Source organism: Planktotalea sp. (genome assembly GCF_050633725.1).
Classification (GTDB): Bacteria; Pseudomonadota; Alphaproteobacteria; order Rhodobacterales; family Rhodobacteraceae; genus Planktotalea.
In genome coordinates this window covers 93,673-108,288 of record NZ_JBOEHB010000009.1, presented here as the reverse complement: position 1 = coordinate 108,288, position 14,616 = coordinate 93,673, and the positions used below count along the sequence as shown (strand labels likewise).

Sequence of the window (14,616 nt, the reverse complement as noted above, 5' to 3'; positions counted from 1 at the left end):
CCAAGAAGGAGGTCTTCTCACAATGTCACAGGCACTTGCCCTCTCATATGATAACCAACGCGAAAGCCGTAAAGCGCTGCCGCTCGCACTCGCAATGGGGCTAAGCGTCGTCCTTTTGCTCTTGCAGACGCTCAGCGCTGCTGCGCGCGGCGCACCAGAAAGCTTTGCCGATTTAGCGGAGAAAATCAGCCCCGCTGTCGTCAATATCACGACAACGACCACCGTCGCGCGTAATGCTGCGCCGCGCGGAGTTGTTCCCGAAGGTTCGCCGTTCGAGGACTTCTTCCGTGAATTTCAAGATCGCAACAACGGCGGAAACGATGGCAATCGTAATCGCCCCAGACGTTCGTCGGCATTGGGATCTGGGTTCGTCATTTCCGAAGACGGGTTTGTCGTTACTAACAATCACGTCATCGAAGGCGCTGACGAAATTATGATCGAGTTCTTCGAGGGCGGTGAACTGGTTGCGAAAGTTATTGGCACCGACCCGAAAACCGACATTGCTTTGCTCAAGGTCGAGGCAGAAGCGCCGCTGGCCTTTGTGAACTTTGGCGATAGCGACATTTCTCGCGTCGGTGACTGGGTAATGGCAATGGGTAATCCATTGGGGCAGGGGTTCTCTGTGTCCGCTGGCATCGTGTCGGCGCGCAACCGTGCGCTCAGCGGATCATACGATGACTATCTGCAAACGGACGCTGCGATCAATCGCGGCAACTCTGGCGGTCCTTTGTTCAATATGGACGGCGAAGTTGTCGGTGTGAACACTGCGATCTTATCACCGAATGGCGGCTCTATCGGGATCGGTTTTTCTATGGCGTCTAACGTTGTGGTTAAAGTTGTCGATCAGCTGAAGGAATTTGGGGAAACCCGTCGTGGTTGGTTAGGCGTACGCATTCAAGACGTAACTGAAGATGTTGCCGAAGCAATTGGCCTTGAAAAAGTTGCAGGCGCTCTTGTAACGGACGTGCCAGAAGGTCCCTCTGCCGAAGCTGGTATCGAAGCGGGTGACGTCATCCTTAGTTTTGACGGTAAAGATGTCACCGACACACGCTCTTTGGTACGCACAGTTGGCAACACAGAGGTTGGCAAAGCCGTTCGCGTCGTCGTGTTCCGTGATGGCAAAACCCAAACGCTGAAAGTCACGCTTGGGCGCCGCGAAGAAGCGGAGAATGCAGTTCCAGCATCAGCGCCTAAGGAGCCTGAAGTTCCTGAAAAAACTGACCTGCTCGGCATGACGGTTTCCGCGATCACGGACGAGCTGCGCGAGCAGCTTGACCTCGCTGATAGCGCAACGGGCCTTGTTGTTCAGGATGTTCTGGAAACGAGCAAAGCTTATGAAAAAGGCTTGCGCGCAGGTGACGTCATCACCGAAGCAGGTCAGCAAAAACTGTCAGATGTCGCTGACCTGAACAAGCAGATCGATGCTGCACGGGAAGCGGGACGTAAATCGCTACTATTGCTCGTGCGTCGCTCTGGAGATCCGCGATTTGTGGCGCTTTCTCTAGAGTAAATCAGCTTTAGATATCGTCGACGAAAAGGCCCGATCTAGCATCGGGCCTTTTTCGTTGCCTCTATCCTCGATCTCCAGTCTCACCATAGGCAATCAGGCCAAGTTTACGCGCTGCTGCTAGCGATAGAATTGCGCTGTCCAGGCCTTGCGGCGCTTGGTACTTTCTAATCGCTGCGCGTGTGCGTGGATCGATATAGCCGCTGACCCCGCCTCGGTAGTGCCCACGTGCTTTCAAGGCGCGCTGTAAAGACGAGATGAATTCTGGCGTAAGTTCGGGTGCGCATGGCGTTTCAAACCAAAGTTCGCGCCGTTCCTTCACGATCATTTGCGAGGTTTCGGTTTTGTAAACCGCTGGCGCGCTCATTGTGCCATCAGAGCGAACTTCTGCTGGCTGTAGTTGGATCTGGTGCGTTACGGTTTCCAACTCTGCCGGGGTGACATGCTTTCCCCAACAGCTCCCCTCTTTCGCGCCGGGGGGCGGTGTAGAGGTTGTGTAAACGAGATCAGGCTCATCAAACGCATTCTTTGACACGGATTCGAAAGGCTGACTGCAAGACGCCAAAACGCATAGCGCGGCCACACCGCTCGCGCGCCGGATCACCGCGAAACGCGGAAAATCAGAGGAGATATGCTGCATTGCGCCTGTCTCACTGCCTGCCGCCTTCATGGCGATCTAACATCAAGTTTACAGAGCTTTAGAAAAAAGAAACAGATAGAAGTTGACGATGCTTGCAAACTCGCGACGAATTTACACCACGTTGCTTGAAATGGGGCTGGCAGTGGATGATTTGTGCAGCTAGATATCTTTGTAAGCACTCTATGGAGCAGAAAATGGCTAAAATTACTTATATTGAACATAGCGGCAAAGAGCACGTTGTTGACGTTGCAAATGGCATGACTGTTATGGAAGGCGCGCGCGATAATAACATTCCGGGCATCGAAGCCGACTGCGGCGGTGCCTGCGCTTGTTCGACGTGCCACGTTTATGTTCACCCTGATTGGGTCGAAAAAGTGCCTGCGAAGGACGATATGGAAGTCGATATGCTCGATTTTGCGTTTGAACCAGATGAAGCGCGCTCACGTTTGACGTGCCAGCTCAAGGTGACGGATGCACTGGATGGCTTGATCGTTCAGATGCCTGAAAAGCAAATCTAATGCGTTTTGCGGCTCTTGTCATCGCAATAGCTTGCGCCGCAAATAGCGTTGATGCGGGCGTGGTTGAGGCGAAATATACCGAACCAACCACGCGTTACGCGCATGGCGTTCTCGGAGACGCGATTGAATATGGTGCGCTAAGCATCGAAACGGACGCAGGAAATACTCTTACCCTGCGTTTGCCTGAAACTCGTGTGTTTGAAGACCTTGCGCCGCGCTTGTTCGATGTCGATCTGGACGGCGACAACGAGGTGATCGTTGTCGAAACCAGCATTCGACAAGGTGCGCGTCTCGCGATTTATGACGAGACGGGGTTGATCGCCGCAACGCCCTATATTGGCCGTACGCATCGTTGGCTCGCACCTGTTGGGGCGGCTGATTTTGACGGTGATGGGTTCGTTGAAATTGCCTACGTTGATCGTCCTCATTTGGCAAAAACGCTGCGCATTTGGCGCTTTGAGCGTGGCCAGTTGGTCCATCTGGCTGATCAAACTGGCCTGACCAACCACAAAATCGGCGATGATTTCATTTCGGGGGGCGTTCGCTCCTGCGAAGGCCAGTCAGAAATCATCACAGCAGATGCCAATTGGTCCAAGATCGTTGCAACGACCTACCAGAACCAACGGTTTAGCATGGAGGCGGTCGGCTCCTATACCGGTCCTGCGAGTATGACAAAGGCGTTGCTGTGCGAGTGAAAGGGGTTAGGGCAAAGATTGCTGCCCTCTTTCTCGCATTTCTGCCCTTCAGCGCCAGTGCGCAGCAACAGATAGCACCCGACCTTTTCCTTGATCACGCTACGGGTAACACTTTGACGTTTTCAAATAATCGTACGGGCACGGAAATAGGGCGGGAGCAGTTTCTGCGGCGCGATTTGAGTGTTTGGGTCGAACAGAGCGGGCGTTGTACTTACGGAAAAATTGAAGTGAAAGGCCCGCTTCTTTGTTTCAAATACGAGGATGATCCAAGAGATGACAATTGCTGGATGCCTTTCATGAAAGACAAACAGCTTTTGGTCATCAGTCGCAGCAATTTTGAAGTTCAAAAAGTGTCGCGGATTACATCAGAAGATCTGGGTTGCCCAAGTCAGCCGCTTTCATAAGGCGCGCCAGCCAATGTCCCGGCGATAGAACCCATCGGGCCAGTCAATCGCATCAACCATATCGTAGGCGCGTTTGTGTGCCTCCGCCAGCGTGTCTCCGCGCGCGGTAATGTTTAGCACACGGCCCCCAGTTGCGACGATAGCACCCGCTTTTTCGCTCGTTCCAGCATGGAATGCGACGTTGAAACTATCATCCTCCAGCGTCTCAAGCCCGCCAATTGGCGTTCCTTTTTCGTAAGCGCCAGGATAGCCTTTCGCCGCCATTACAACGGTCATCGCGTGATCGTCAGCCCAGTTAACCTTTGCATCGGCGAGTGTTTCTTCGGCGGTCGCTTGCAATAGGTCCAACACCTGTCCGCCAAGGCGCATCATCAAAACCTGACATTCAGGATCACCAAAACGCGCGTTGTATTCAACCAAACGCGGCGCGCCATCTTTGATCATAAGGCCGGCATAGAGCACACCTTGGTATGGTGTTCCGCGCTTGGCCATTTCAGCGACGCAGGGCTTTACGATTTCATTGAGTGCCTGCTCCGCGATTGCATCGCTTAGAACGGGCGCGGGCGAGTAAGCGCCCATTCCGCCCGTATTTGGCCCTGTATCACCATCGCCTACGCGTTTGTGATCTTGCGCTGTGCCGATTGGCAGAACGTTTTCACCATCGCACAGGATGAAAAAGGAGGCTTCTTCGCCGTCCATAAATTCTTCGATGACGACTTCTGCACCCGCGCCACCAAACGCGCCGCCGAACATGTCGTCTACAGCGCCTAGCGCTTCTTCCAAAGTCATCGCAACGACAACGCCTTTGCCCGCCGCAAGGCCGTCTGCCTTCACAACGATGGGCGCGCCCTTTTCTTGGATATAGGCCTTTGCACTGGCCGCATCCGTAAAGTGTCCATAGCCTGCGGTTGGCGCGTTAGCGGCATCGCAAATTTCTTTGGTAAAGGCTTTTGACGCTTCGAGTTGCGCCGCTGCTTTGGACGGGCCAAAGGTCAAGAACCCAGCGGCGCGCAAATCATCAGATACGCCCGCAGCAAGCGGCGCTTCGGGGCCGATGATCACGAAATCAATCGCTTCTTCTTCTGCAAATCCAATGACCGCAGCGCTATCTTCGATATCAAGCGCCGCGCAGGTCGCGATCTGGGCAATGCCCGCATTTCCGGGGGCAACAATCAATTTGTCGCATTTCGGGTTCTGCATGACTGCCCAAGCCAGCGAATGTTCGCGCCCGCCGCCACCGAGGATGAGAATATTCATTGCGATCTCCTGACTACGCCACCTTGGCCTTTTGCTTGGCGCGTTCTAGTCTGGTGCCCAAAGATGCACAAGCAATCGGCGAGCAAACCACCATGTCTGATTTGATTGATGACCCCCGCGAAGGGGCAAATGAGCCTGAATTTACCGTTTCGGAGATTTCCGGCGCGGTAAAACGCACGATTGAGGGCACATTCGATCACGTTAGGATTCGCGGTGAAGTGGGACGGGTTGTGCATGCGCGCTCGGGGCATTTGTATTTCGACATCAAAGATGATCGCGCTGTGCTTGGCTGCACCGCTTGGAAAGGGCAAGTCGCGCGCCTTGCTGTTATGCCCGAAGAGGGCATGGAGATCATCGCGACAGGGCGGTTAACGACCTTCCCGGGCCAATCCAAGTATCAGATGAACGTGCAAGATGTCAGCGTTGCGGGTGAGGGCGCGTTGATGGCGATGCTCGAAAAGCGCAAGAAAAAGCTGGCTGCTGAAGGGGTGTTTGCCCCAGAGCGCAAGCAAGAATTGCCGTATTTGCCCGAAGTTATCGGGGTTATCACCTCACCCACTGGCGCAGTCATCCGCGATATTCTGCACCGCTTACGGGATCGCTTTCCGCGCAAGGTTCTTATCTGGCCTGTCGCGGTGCAAGGCGAGCGCTGCGCGCCTGAAGTTACCCGTGCCATCGAGGGGTTCAACGCGTTTACTGCGGGCGGCGCTCTGCCGCGCCCTGACCTGTTAATCGTTGCGCGTGGTGGTGGCTCGATAGAGGATCTTTGGGGCTTTAACGAAGAAAGCGTCGCACGCGCTGCTGCGGCGTCGCAAATTCCGCTGATATCTGCGGTTGGTCATGAAACGGATACGACGTTGATTGATTTCGCCTCTGATTTGCGCGCGCCAACTCCAACGGCGGCTGCCGAGCATGCAGTGCCCGTGCGCGCAGAATTGCTTGCGCGTTTGGAGGAAACGGAAGCGCGACGAATTTCAGCTATGCGCGCCGCGCTCAACTACCGTGGCGAGAAACTGCGCGATCTGAGCCGCGCTCTTCCGCGCCGCGATGCTTTGTTGGCAGCTCCTCAGCAACGCCTCGATCTTGTGTCAGCACGTTTGCCGAGGGCTTTAACCTCGCGCGTTGATCGAGGACGGGCCAATTTGAATCAAGCGGCAGGGGCGTTGCGCTCGTCTTTGCTTGCGAGAACAATCTCCGTCGCGCGCCAGCGTGTTGACGATCGCGGATCGCGCCTTGCGCCTGCATTGGAGCGCCGCCGCGCCGCCGCGAGCACGGACCTTGATCGCGCCGCCAAGCGTTACGATAGCCTGTCTTTGCGGCCGCAACTGGATCGACGAAGAGACGAATTGGCCAGAATGCTCGCGCGTTTCACTCAGGCAGCTTTGGTGTCGCAAGATCAAAAGATGCGCAAACTAGAGGCCTTGGACCGCCTGAGATTAACTTTGGGCTATAAGGCCACGCTTGATCGTGGTTATGCGGTTGTGCGCAGCGCTACGGGCCAAGTTCTGACCACGCAAAAAGCGGCAAAAACCCAGTCGGCGTTAGATATCGAATTTTCCGATGGAACCTTGCATATTAGCACGGGCAAACCAGCAAAGGGGGCCAAGCCAAAGTCACCGCCAGAAGATCAAGGATCGCTATTCTAACCTTGATTTACACGCCTACGTCTGGACCCATGCAATACATCGGTTCCTCGGTTTTATTCGCTTCATAGAGTTCCGTCGTTTCGCCGCTTCCTAAAAATGTGGCGCGTAATCCGGCGGCGCTTGCTTCAAATTCCCAACATTGTGGATCGGGCCGATCTTCGTAGACGAAGCATATCGCCCCGTCATCAGGATACCATTCGCCGGTCTTGCATTTGCCGTCTAGAAAAGACCATTCCACTCTGCGATTTGGTAAATACCGCTCTGCTCCGTAGGTTTCACCGCTTTCTGAAAAGTACAAAGTTTTGCCAGTGGTGTAGCTTTCGAAGGCTTCGGCGGTCATCGGGGCCGCCTGCGTTATTGTTGCGGCTAAGGCTAAAGAAATGGATATCGCCAATCGAAGCATGGGATTTTCTCCTTGTTCCTCTACAAACTGGCACTGGATGAGCGCAATTTCAATCGTGCTGCCCTTTCAAATCGTTGCATTCGCCTTTAGGTGAAACCCATTAGCGGAGTTCTGCCCATGGCGTTTTTTAAGAAACTTAAAGACAAATTGTTCAAATCTTCTTCAAAGCTGGAAGAAGGTTTGGATGCAATCATTGACGAAGCGCCCGAGGAAGCAATCGACGAAGAGATCGCCTCGATAGAAGCTGAGCCGCTGGAAGAAACTGCTGAGCCAGCAGTAGACCCTGAGCCAGAAATTCAGCCAGCCACTGATCCAAAACCCGCGCCAGTAGAGGCCGAGCCTGCTAAGCCCGCCCAGCCTAAAGAGGACGTTGCCAAGCCTGGCATCCTTGGCCGTATGATGGGCCGCGCACCCAGTGCTGCCGCGCCGCGCCGCGTGCTTGATGATGATATGTTAGAGCAATTGGAAGAACTGTTGATCAGCTCTGACATGGGCGTTGATACGGCGCTTCGCGTCACTGCGAACATGGCTGAAGGGCGTATGGGAAGAAAGCTCTCCAGCGCCGAGATCAAAGACTTGCTCGCGAGCGAAATTGCCCGAATTATGGAGCCTGTCGCCAAACCCTTACCAATTTATCCAAAAAAGCCGCAGGTCGTCTTGGTTGTGGGCGTGAATGGTTCTGGCAAAACCACTACTATCGGAAAACTTGCCAGCCAGTTCCGCGATGCTGGCAAAAATGTTGTGATCGCGGCAGGCGACACCTTTCGCGCCGCTGCCGTCGAACAACTTCAGGTTTGGGGTGAGCGCGCGGGCGTTCCGGTTCTCACTGCGCCAGAAGGCTCTGACCCTGCGAGCCTCGCCTTTGATGCAATGAGCAAAGCAGAAGCCGATGGCGCAGATCTGTTGATGATCGACACGGCAGGACGTTTGCAAAACCGCGCCGACTTGATGGAAGAGCTATCAAAGATCGTGCGCGTCATTCAAAAGAAAGACCCAAGCGCGCCGCACAACACCTTGCTCGTTTTGGATGCAACGACTGGGCAAAACGCGCTCAGCCAAGTTGAAACCTTCCAGAAACTTGCAGATGTCAGCGGCCTTGTGATGACAAAACTTGATGGCACAGCCAAAGGCGGTGTGCTTGTTGCGCTGGCAGACAAGTTCGGCCTACCAATCCATGCGATCGGAGTGGGCGAGCAAATCGACGATCTTGATGCCTTTGACCCTGAAGATTTTGCAAACGCGCTCACTGGCAAAACTGTTTGATCTTCATTTTCCAAATTAAACTCCGGGGGGTCGGGGGCTGGCCCCCGTCCATGCGCTGATGACACTCTCGGACTGGCTGATCTCGCTGGAAGGCACCGCCAAGGGCCATCAAGTCGCGCTTGTCTTGGCGCTTATGGCGGCGCTGCTACACGCTGTTTTCGGGGCGCTTCAGAAAGGGCGGCACGATCCCTGGCTTAGTCGCGGTGCAATTGATGCAAGCTATGGCCTTATGGCGGCGCCAATCGCACTGTTCGTGGTTCCATGGCCAGAGCCCCATATGTGGCCGATCTTCGGCGGCGTTTTTGTGATCCATCTTTGCTATAAGCTGCTTCAAGCTTTTGCCTATTCCAAAGGGGCATATACGGTTGTTTACCCCGTTGTCCGCGGCACAGGGCCTTTGTTCACTGTGCTTGGTGCCTATCTGATCTTTGGCGAAACCTTCAACGCAGTGCAATGGATTGGCGTTTTGGTCTTGCTGAGCGGCATCTTCGGCCTCGCACTCTATAATTTCCTCTATTTGGAAAGTGACCGCTCGACCTTGGTCCCTGCACTGGGCCTTGCGATTGCGACGGGGCTTTTTGTAGCGCTCTATACGACCTATGACGCTTACGGCATACGCGCGACGGCGGATCCGTTTACTTTCCTCGCTTGGTTCTTTTTTATTGATGGCCTTGCTATTCCACCCATCGCGTTCATGCGCTATCGGCGCATGCTGAACCCACCCGCGCTCGCGCCTTTAGCAATGCGTGGAATTTTGGGAGCATTTATCGCTTTCGCGTCATTTGGCTCAATCATGCTGGCAACGCGGCTTGACAAGGTCGGTGAAGCCGCCATTTTGCGCGAAACATCAACGGTTTTCGCCGCGCTTATCGGATGGTTGGTGCTGAAAGAAACCGTCGGCCCCCGCCGCATCGCGCTGATGGCGCTGATTGCACTAGGGGCAGTGATCGTAGAATTTGCAGGCTGACCGCCTAGAGAGGGCCACCCATGGCTGACGAGAAAGACATTAACCCAATCTTGAAGCAAGTGCTCGAGCTTGGCCCGACGTTGGTATTCTTCCTGCTCTATCTCAGAATGCGCGATCAAACGTACCAAGTCTTTGGCACTGATTACTCCGGTTTTATCGCCGCAACTGTGATCTTCGTACCGGTCCTTTTGATCGCAATGGGCGCGCTTTGGTTTTTGACAGGCAAACTGAGCCGTATGCAGGTGTTTACAGCGTTTATGGTGATCTTCTTTGGCGGGCTGACAGCTTATTTCAATGATGAGCGGTTCTTTAAGATGAAAACCACGCTGGTATACGGCTTTTTCGCAGTGATTCTTGGAATTGGCCTTGTGCAGGGCAAAAGCTACCTCGCTTTCGTTCTGTCCGATGCTCTGCCGATGGCGCAAGAGGGATGGATGATCTTAACGCGTCGTTTGACGGCGATGTTTGGTGCACTCGCGGTTGGCAATGAATTGGTTTGGCGCACGATGTCTACTGATGCGTGGGTCAAGATCGAGACATTTGGCTTTCCCATTTTGTTGTTCGGATTCCTTTGGGCCCAGTTCGCCATGTTGCAAAAGTATATGGACCTTGAAGGCTAGCGCGTTGACGAACTCAACGCTCGCGCGTAAATAGCACTTGTGGCGATTTGATACCGGATTGTGGGCCACGTTAAACATGCCGCTAAAAGGTCAATGCTCGGGAACCCCGTTTGCTTGACCGCATCGGGGTTTTTTCGTGGGGCACGCGCCTTGCGAGCAGGAGAAGATGATGAGCAAAGATTGGAATACCCGCACCAAATTGGTTCATAGCGGATCGAAGCGTAGCCAGTGGAATGAGGTCAGCGAAGCGATCTTCCTGACACAAGGCTTTGTCTATGACACTGCAGAGCAAGCAGAAGCGCGGTTTATCAAAACGGAACCTGACGAATATATCTACGCACGTTATGGCAACCCAAGCGTTGCGATGTTCGAAGAGCGTATGGCCACGATTGAGCGTTGCGAAGACGGGTTTGCAACGGCCTCGGGGATGGCGGCCGTCAATGGCGCGATCATGTCTATCGTAAAAGCGGGCGATCATGTTGTGGCATCGCGGGCTTTGTTCGGATCCTGTCTTTATATCTTGGATGAAATCCTACCCCGCTTGGGCGTTGAGGTTACTCTTGTCGACGGGCGAAACCTTGATGCTTGGAAAGCAGCGATCCGGGATGACACAAAACTGGTGTTCTTTGAGACCATCTCGAACCCTACACTTGAGGTCATCGACATCAAAGCGGTGTCTCGCATGGCTCATGGTGTTGGGGCGCTCGTGGTCGCGGACAATGTCTTTGCAACGCCCGTGTTTTCCAATGCAATAGCGCAGGGAGTTGATCTTGTCGTCTATTCTGCGACCAAACACATTGACGGGCAGGGGCGTGCCCTTGGCGGCATTATCTTAGGGTCAAAAGAGCTTATTCGCGGCACGGTTGAGCCTTATATGAAGCACACCGGTGGCTCGATGAGCCCGTTTACAGCTTGGATCATGTTGAAGGGGCTGGAGACGATGGACCTGCGCGTGCGTGCGCAGGCTGCAACGGCTGCCAAACTCGCAGATGCGCTTGCTGGGCATGCCAAGCTTGAGCGCCTGATTTATCCCGGCCATACAAGCCACCCTCAACAAAAGCTGGTACTGGAGCAAATGGGTAATGGCGGCACGATGCTGTCTTTTGATGTGAAGGGCGGCAAGGACGCTGCATTCCGCGTGCTTAACGCGATGAAGATCGCATTAATTTCGAACAATCTTGGGGATGCAAAAACGATTGCGACCCCGCCTGCGGCCACAACCCATCAACGTTTGCCTGATGAGCAAAAACAGATGCTTGGGATTACCCCGGGTTTGATCCGCCTCAGCCTCGGTATTGAAGATACCGATGATCTTATTGCGGATGTTCTACAGGCCTTGAGCCACGCATAAACCGTTCTCAAATCGCCTCGTCACATTTCCCAAGGGAAGCTGTCGAGGCGTTCAACGCCTGTTTCGGTGACCAAGACTTGGGTCTCTAACTTCACACTTTCTGTGCCTTTAGCGCCAATCAAGCTTTCAACGCAAATGACTTGGCCCGCTTCAAAGTGCCCACCCATGCTTGCTTCAAAGTCCGGGTGTAGGGCGATCACGGGCCATTCGTCTGCCATGCCGACGCCGTGCGCGGCCAAAGAATAGCGGTATGGAACAAACCGATCTGGAATTTGCCAACTCTTGTCATTGAAGTCGGCAAAACTGAGTCCGTCGCGTATCAAGGCCATGTTGTGTTCGATCTGATCGCGCGCAGCGGTGTAAATTTCACTCTGCGTCGCGTTCATCTTTGTGTAACCGCATGTCCAGCTCCGCGATAGATCAGCGCAATAGCCATAAGGGCCAATCATATCGGTATCAAAGGCGATCATTTCGCCAGTTTGGCATTCGCGATCAGAGCATTCCTTGTACCAGGGATTTGTATTCGGACCGCAGGTCAGGAGCTTGGTTTCAAGCCACTCGCCACCAGATCGCGCGTTTTCAAAGTGCAAATGAGCCCATAGTTCGCGTTCTGTGACGCCTGGCGTAGAATGTTCGTAGATGCGCGCCATTCCCGCTTCGCAGACACGGATGGTCCAACGCATCAATTCGATCTCATCCTCGTTTTTGATTGCGCGCGCCAGCTCGGTAACTTGGCCGCCATCAACAATTGTGAGGCCGCGCTTTTGTAGAGCAAATGCGCCATCTGGCTCTATCCGATCCACCGCAATCTTTGCACCTTTGTCCACGTGATGGGTTACCAAACCAACGATTTCGTCAGCCCATGCGGCCAAGCGTTCTTCAGCGCGATCGCCCGCGCACATGAACATCCAGCCAATGGAATTGCGTAACTCGTCAATTCCGGGCAATCCATCGTTCAGATGTTCGCACCCTTTGAATTCAAACATGATTGCAGGCCCACCTGCGAGGATAAGCGCATAGCGAATTGGGTTGTGGCCCGTCCAAACCCCCATGTTGGAGCTGTCAAAAGCATATCGAATATTGATCGGATCGTAGAGCAGCAAAGCGGCCACATCAGCGATTTCCATTTGATCGCGTAGCCGTTGCAAGCGGTAGCGACGCGCACCTGCGAGGACGCTATCAGGGACGGGGCTTTTCAACGGCTTGTCTACACCTTCAGCATTCAGGAAGGTTTCCTTTCGTTCGTCCTTGAAAGCAGACGTCATGTCGTTCGCCCGTAAAAGCCAAGTCGATCTTCGTCACTGAACGACACATCGGGCGTTTCGAAATAGGTGAAAACGCTCACGACCCGCGCGCGTGCGCCCTGTGCGGGGGTGACGCAATGCGGGGTGTTCACACCACGAAAAACGTTCAGTGTCCCCGCTTTAACGTCAAGGGACTGCACATCTGGATCATCTCCGCGCACCAAACGCTCAACCCCAGCATAATTTGGATCATCAGCGCTGCGCAGATCGGTGCGATAGAGAAAACGGCTGCCCTCTTCTGGCGCTTGTAGCAACAAGGTCGTGGTGAACTCCGAGCGATCAAAATGCCAGTTCAAGCCTTGACCATCTTCATAGGCCATCACGTTCAGCCGCGCGAGCGGATCGCCCATTTGATAAAGCGCGGGCCGCTCCATGACATCTGCTAGAAAGCTGAAGAAGGGTGGCCACTCATAAAGCTGGGTAAGAGGTGTCTCGCTAACCTGATCGCCGCAGAGCGTCAGATTGGAAGTGGAAAATTCTGTATACAGGGGCGAATCTTCGGGAACATCGGGGATGCTTTTCTTGAAGTAAATGTTGTGTTGGCGTTCGTGTCTGAAGGCTTCTGTTTCAAATTTGGGCATGACATGAGCAAGGGTCTGCGCAATTGGCGCAGGGCCCATGAAACCTTGCAAGTTGAACATTCCGCTGCTGGATAGATCGCTCCTGCAACGCTCAACAAGAGCGCGATAAGCGGCGCTTTCGGGCTGATCTAGCGGATAGCGTGTCAAATCTAGAATACTTTGCAAAACTCAAGCCCCTTTTCGCGTCTTGGTTTCAACGCTAAGTGCGAATCAGATGTCTGGATAGCCAGTTTTGCCCGTCTTCATGTCGCGTTTGCTGGATATCGCTTCGTCTTTCCCGCTGTTCTTGATCGTTATGGCATAGGAAAATGGGTCCGGTGTCCTATATAGTGACACTGGCACAGTCACTTTGGGGGCCACAGATGAATATGCAAACGCCAGTTCCTAATGCTGAAACGGAACGCGCAGAAGCTGAGATGGCTTTAGCGCTCTTGAAACGCTGGGCCGAAAACGCGAGCGCTGATGACGTCAAAGCGCTGGACCCAAATTTGCAAGCGCTTGTCGAAGGTGGGTTTTACCCAGAGTTGAGCCAAGACTACCCCAGTGATTTCAAGGTCGATGCAGAATATAAAGCAAGCTTGCCTGATCTTCAGAACGGTCCGAGTTCACTTATTCGCGGCTCAAAGCAGCTTATTCAGCATGTTGGTATTTCAAACTTCCGTCTGCCGATCCGGTTTCACACCAAACACGGCGGCGATCTGACGCTCGAAACCTCGGTTACGGGTTCAGTTAGCCTTGAGGCCGACAAAAAGGGCATCAACATGTCCCGTATCATGCGCACGTTTTATCGCCGCGCAGAAGAAACGTTCAGTTTTGATGTAATCGAAGCGACGCTTGACGACTATAAGTCCGATTTAGAGAGCTTTGATGCACGCATTCAGATGCGCTTTTCCTTTCCGATGAAAATCGAAAGCCTGCGTTCCGGGCTTACTGGCTATCAATATTATGACATTGCGCTTGAGCTTGTTGAGCAAAATGGAGTGCGCCAGAAGTTCATGCACTTGGACTACGTCTATTCGTCAACTTGCCCTTGCTCCCTTGAGCTTAGCGAACATGCGCGGCGCGCGCGTGGCCAGCTCGCTACGCCCCATTCGCAGCGTTCTGTTGCAAGGGTTTCGGTTGAGCTGGTCGGCAAATCCATCCTCTGGTTTGAAGATTTGATCAATCATTGCCGAACGGCTGTGCCAACGGAAACGCAGGTCATGGTCAAGCGTGAAGACGAGCAAGCTTTCGCAGAACTCAACGCCGCTAACCCGATTTTTGTTGAGGATGCAGCGCGTCTATTTTGCGAGCAAATGCAAAGCGATGAGCGAATTGGTGATTTTCGGGTTGTCGCGTCGCATCAAGAAAGCCTTCATAGCCATGATGCGGTAAGCGTTTTGACCGAAGGGCCGAGTCTTGCAAACACCAGCCTTGATCCGAAACTGTTCAGTACGCTCTTCCACGTCGGATAAAGACCA

General features: G+C 53.7%; 15 protein-coding genes and 1 riboswitch. Of the genes, 10 read left to right on the top strand and 5 right to left on the bottom strand.

Going from position 1 to position 14,616, the window contains the following annotated elements:
- The first annotated feature begins 22 nt into the window (after nucleotides 1-22).
- Nucleotides 23-1,510 carry a Do family serine endopeptidase gene (locus ACRBCU_RS09560; RefSeq protein WP_431365157.1) on the top strand — a complete coding sequence of 496 codons (1,488 nt, stop codon included), beginning with the start codon at nucleotides 23-25 and terminating at the stop codon, nucleotides 1,508-1,510.
- A gap of 61 nt (nucleotides 1,511-1,571) precedes the next feature.
- On the opposite strand, the gene ACRBCU_RS09555 is transcribed toward ACRBCU_RS09560, so the two are convergent.
- Entirely contained in the window at nucleotides 1,572-2,147 is a 576-nt protein-coding gene (locus ACRBCU_RS09555; RefSeq protein WP_431365156.1) for a peptidoglycan-binding domain-containing protein, read from the bottom strand.
- 194 nt (nucleotides 2,148-2,341) lie between these two features.
- Between ACRBCU_RS09555 and ACRBCU_RS09550 the strand changes: the two genes are divergently transcribed.
- The 3 genes from ACRBCU_RS09550 to ACRBCU_RS09540 are packed head-to-tail and all read left to right on the top strand — an operon-like array spanning nucleotide 2,342 to nucleotide 3,764.
- Complete coding sequence (locus tag ACRBCU_RS09550) at nucleotides 2,342-2,665, top strand: 2Fe-2S iron-sulfur cluster-binding protein (RefSeq protein ID WP_431365155.1); 324 nt, start codon at nucleotides 2,342-2,344, stop codon at nucleotides 2,663-2,665.
- Nucleotides 2,665-3,360 (top strand): FG-GAP repeat domain-containing protein, encoded by a 696-nt coding sequence (locus ACRBCU_RS09545; RefSeq protein WP_431365154.1) that lies wholly within the window; start codon nucleotides 2,665-2,667, stop codon nucleotides 3,358-3,360. The genes ACRBCU_RS09550 and ACRBCU_RS09545 overlap by 1 nt, the downstream gene beginning before the upstream one ends.
- Complete coding sequence (locus ACRBCU_RS09540) at nucleotides 3,351-3,764, top strand: hypothetical protein (protein ID WP_431365153.1); 414 nt, start codon at nucleotides 3,351-3,353, stop codon at nucleotides 3,762-3,764. The genes ACRBCU_RS09545 and ACRBCU_RS09540 overlap by 10 nt, the downstream gene beginning before the upstream one ends.
- Here ACRBCU_RS09540 and purD read toward each other — a convergent pair.
- Complete coding sequence (gene purD / locus ACRBCU_RS09535; RefSeq protein ID WP_431365152.1) at nucleotides 3,759-5,021, bottom strand: phosphoribosylamine--glycine ligase; 1,263 nt, start codon at nucleotides 5,019-5,021, stop codon at nucleotides 3,759-3,761. The genes ACRBCU_RS09540 and purD overlap by 6 nt on opposite strands.
- A 92-nt stretch (nucleotides 5,022-5,113) precedes the next feature.
- Here purD and xseA point away from each other — a divergent pair, with 92 nt between their 5' ends.
- The gene (gene xseA / locus ACRBCU_RS09530) at nucleotides 5,114-6,667 is read left to right on the top strand and encodes an exodeoxyribonuclease VII large subunit (protein WP_431365151.1); all 1,554 of its coding nucleotides are present in this window, start codon (nucleotides 5,114-5,116) and stop codon (nucleotides 6,665-6,667) included.
- A gap of 7 nt (nucleotides 6,668-6,674) precedes the next feature.
- Here the strand turns inward: xseA and ACRBCU_RS09525 are convergent, their stop codons facing one another.
- Nucleotides 6,675-7,070 (bottom strand): hypothetical protein, encoded by a 396-nt coding sequence (locus ACRBCU_RS09525; protein ID WP_431365150.1) that lies wholly within the window; start codon nucleotides 7,068-7,070, stop codon nucleotides 6,675-6,677.
- Between the two features lie 117 nt (nucleotides 7,071-7,187).
- Here ACRBCU_RS09525 and ftsY point away from each other — a divergent pair, with 117 nt between their 5' ends.
- The 4 genes from ftsY to metZ all read left to right on the top strand — a co-directional run bounded on the left by ftsY (nucleotide 7,188) and on the right by metZ (nucleotide 11,271).
- Nucleotides 7,188-8,333, top strand: coding sequence for a signal recognition particle-docking protein FtsY (ftsY, locus tag ACRBCU_RS09520; RefSeq protein WP_431365149.1), 1,146 nt, complete (start codon nucleotides 7,188-7,190; stop codon nucleotides 8,331-8,333).
- Nucleotides 8,334-8,391: 58 nt separating this feature from the next.
- Nucleotides 8,392-9,300 (top strand): EamA family transporter, encoded by a 909-nt coding sequence (locus ACRBCU_RS09515; RefSeq protein WP_431365148.1) that lies wholly within the window; start codon nucleotides 8,392-8,394, stop codon nucleotides 9,298-9,300.
- Nucleotides 9,301-9,320: 20 nt separating this feature from the next.
- Nucleotides 9,321-9,920 (top strand): inner membrane-spanning protein YciB, encoded by a 600-nt coding sequence (locus tag ACRBCU_RS09510; protein WP_431365147.1) that lies wholly within the window; start codon nucleotides 9,321-9,323, stop codon nucleotides 9,918-9,920.
- 29 nt (nucleotides 9,921-9,949) lie between these two features.
- A riboswitch (SAM riboswitch) is annotated at nucleotides 9,950-10,026 on the top strand.
- Between the two features lie 63 nt (nucleotides 10,027-10,089).
- Entirely contained in the window at nucleotides 10,090-11,271 is a 1,182-nt protein-coding gene (gene metZ, locus ACRBCU_RS09505) for an O-succinylhomoserine sulfhydrylase (protein ID WP_431365146.1), read from the top strand.
- Between the two features lie 20 nt (nucleotides 11,272-11,291).
- Here metZ and ACRBCU_RS09500 read toward each other — a convergent pair whose 3' ends face one another.
- Together ACRBCU_RS09500 and ACRBCU_RS09495 are read right to left on the bottom strand one after the other, a co-directional pair.
- Nucleotides 11,292-12,536, bottom strand: a complete 1,245-nt coding sequence (locus ACRBCU_RS09500; RefSeq protein ID WP_431365145.1) for a M24 family metallopeptidase — start codon at nucleotides 12,534-12,536, stop codon at nucleotides 11,292-11,294.
- Nucleotides 12,533-13,321: a HalD/BesD family halogenase gene (locus tag ACRBCU_RS09495; protein ID WP_431365144.1), complete on the bottom strand. Its 789-nt coding sequence runs from the start codon at nucleotides 13,319-13,321 to the stop codon at nucleotides 12,533-12,535. The genes ACRBCU_RS09500 and ACRBCU_RS09495 overlap by 4 nt, the downstream gene beginning before the upstream one ends.
- A gap of 197 nt (nucleotides 13,322-13,518) precedes the next feature.
- Between ACRBCU_RS09495 and folE2 the strand changes: the two genes are divergently transcribed.
- On the top strand, nucleotides 13,519-14,610 hold the full coding sequence (gene folE2 / locus ACRBCU_RS09490) for a GTP cyclohydrolase FolE2 (protein WP_431365143.1): 1,092 nt from the start codon (nucleotides 13,519-13,521) through the stop codon (nucleotides 14,608-14,610).
- The last annotated feature ends 6 nt before the right edge of the window (nucleotides 14,611-14,616 follow it).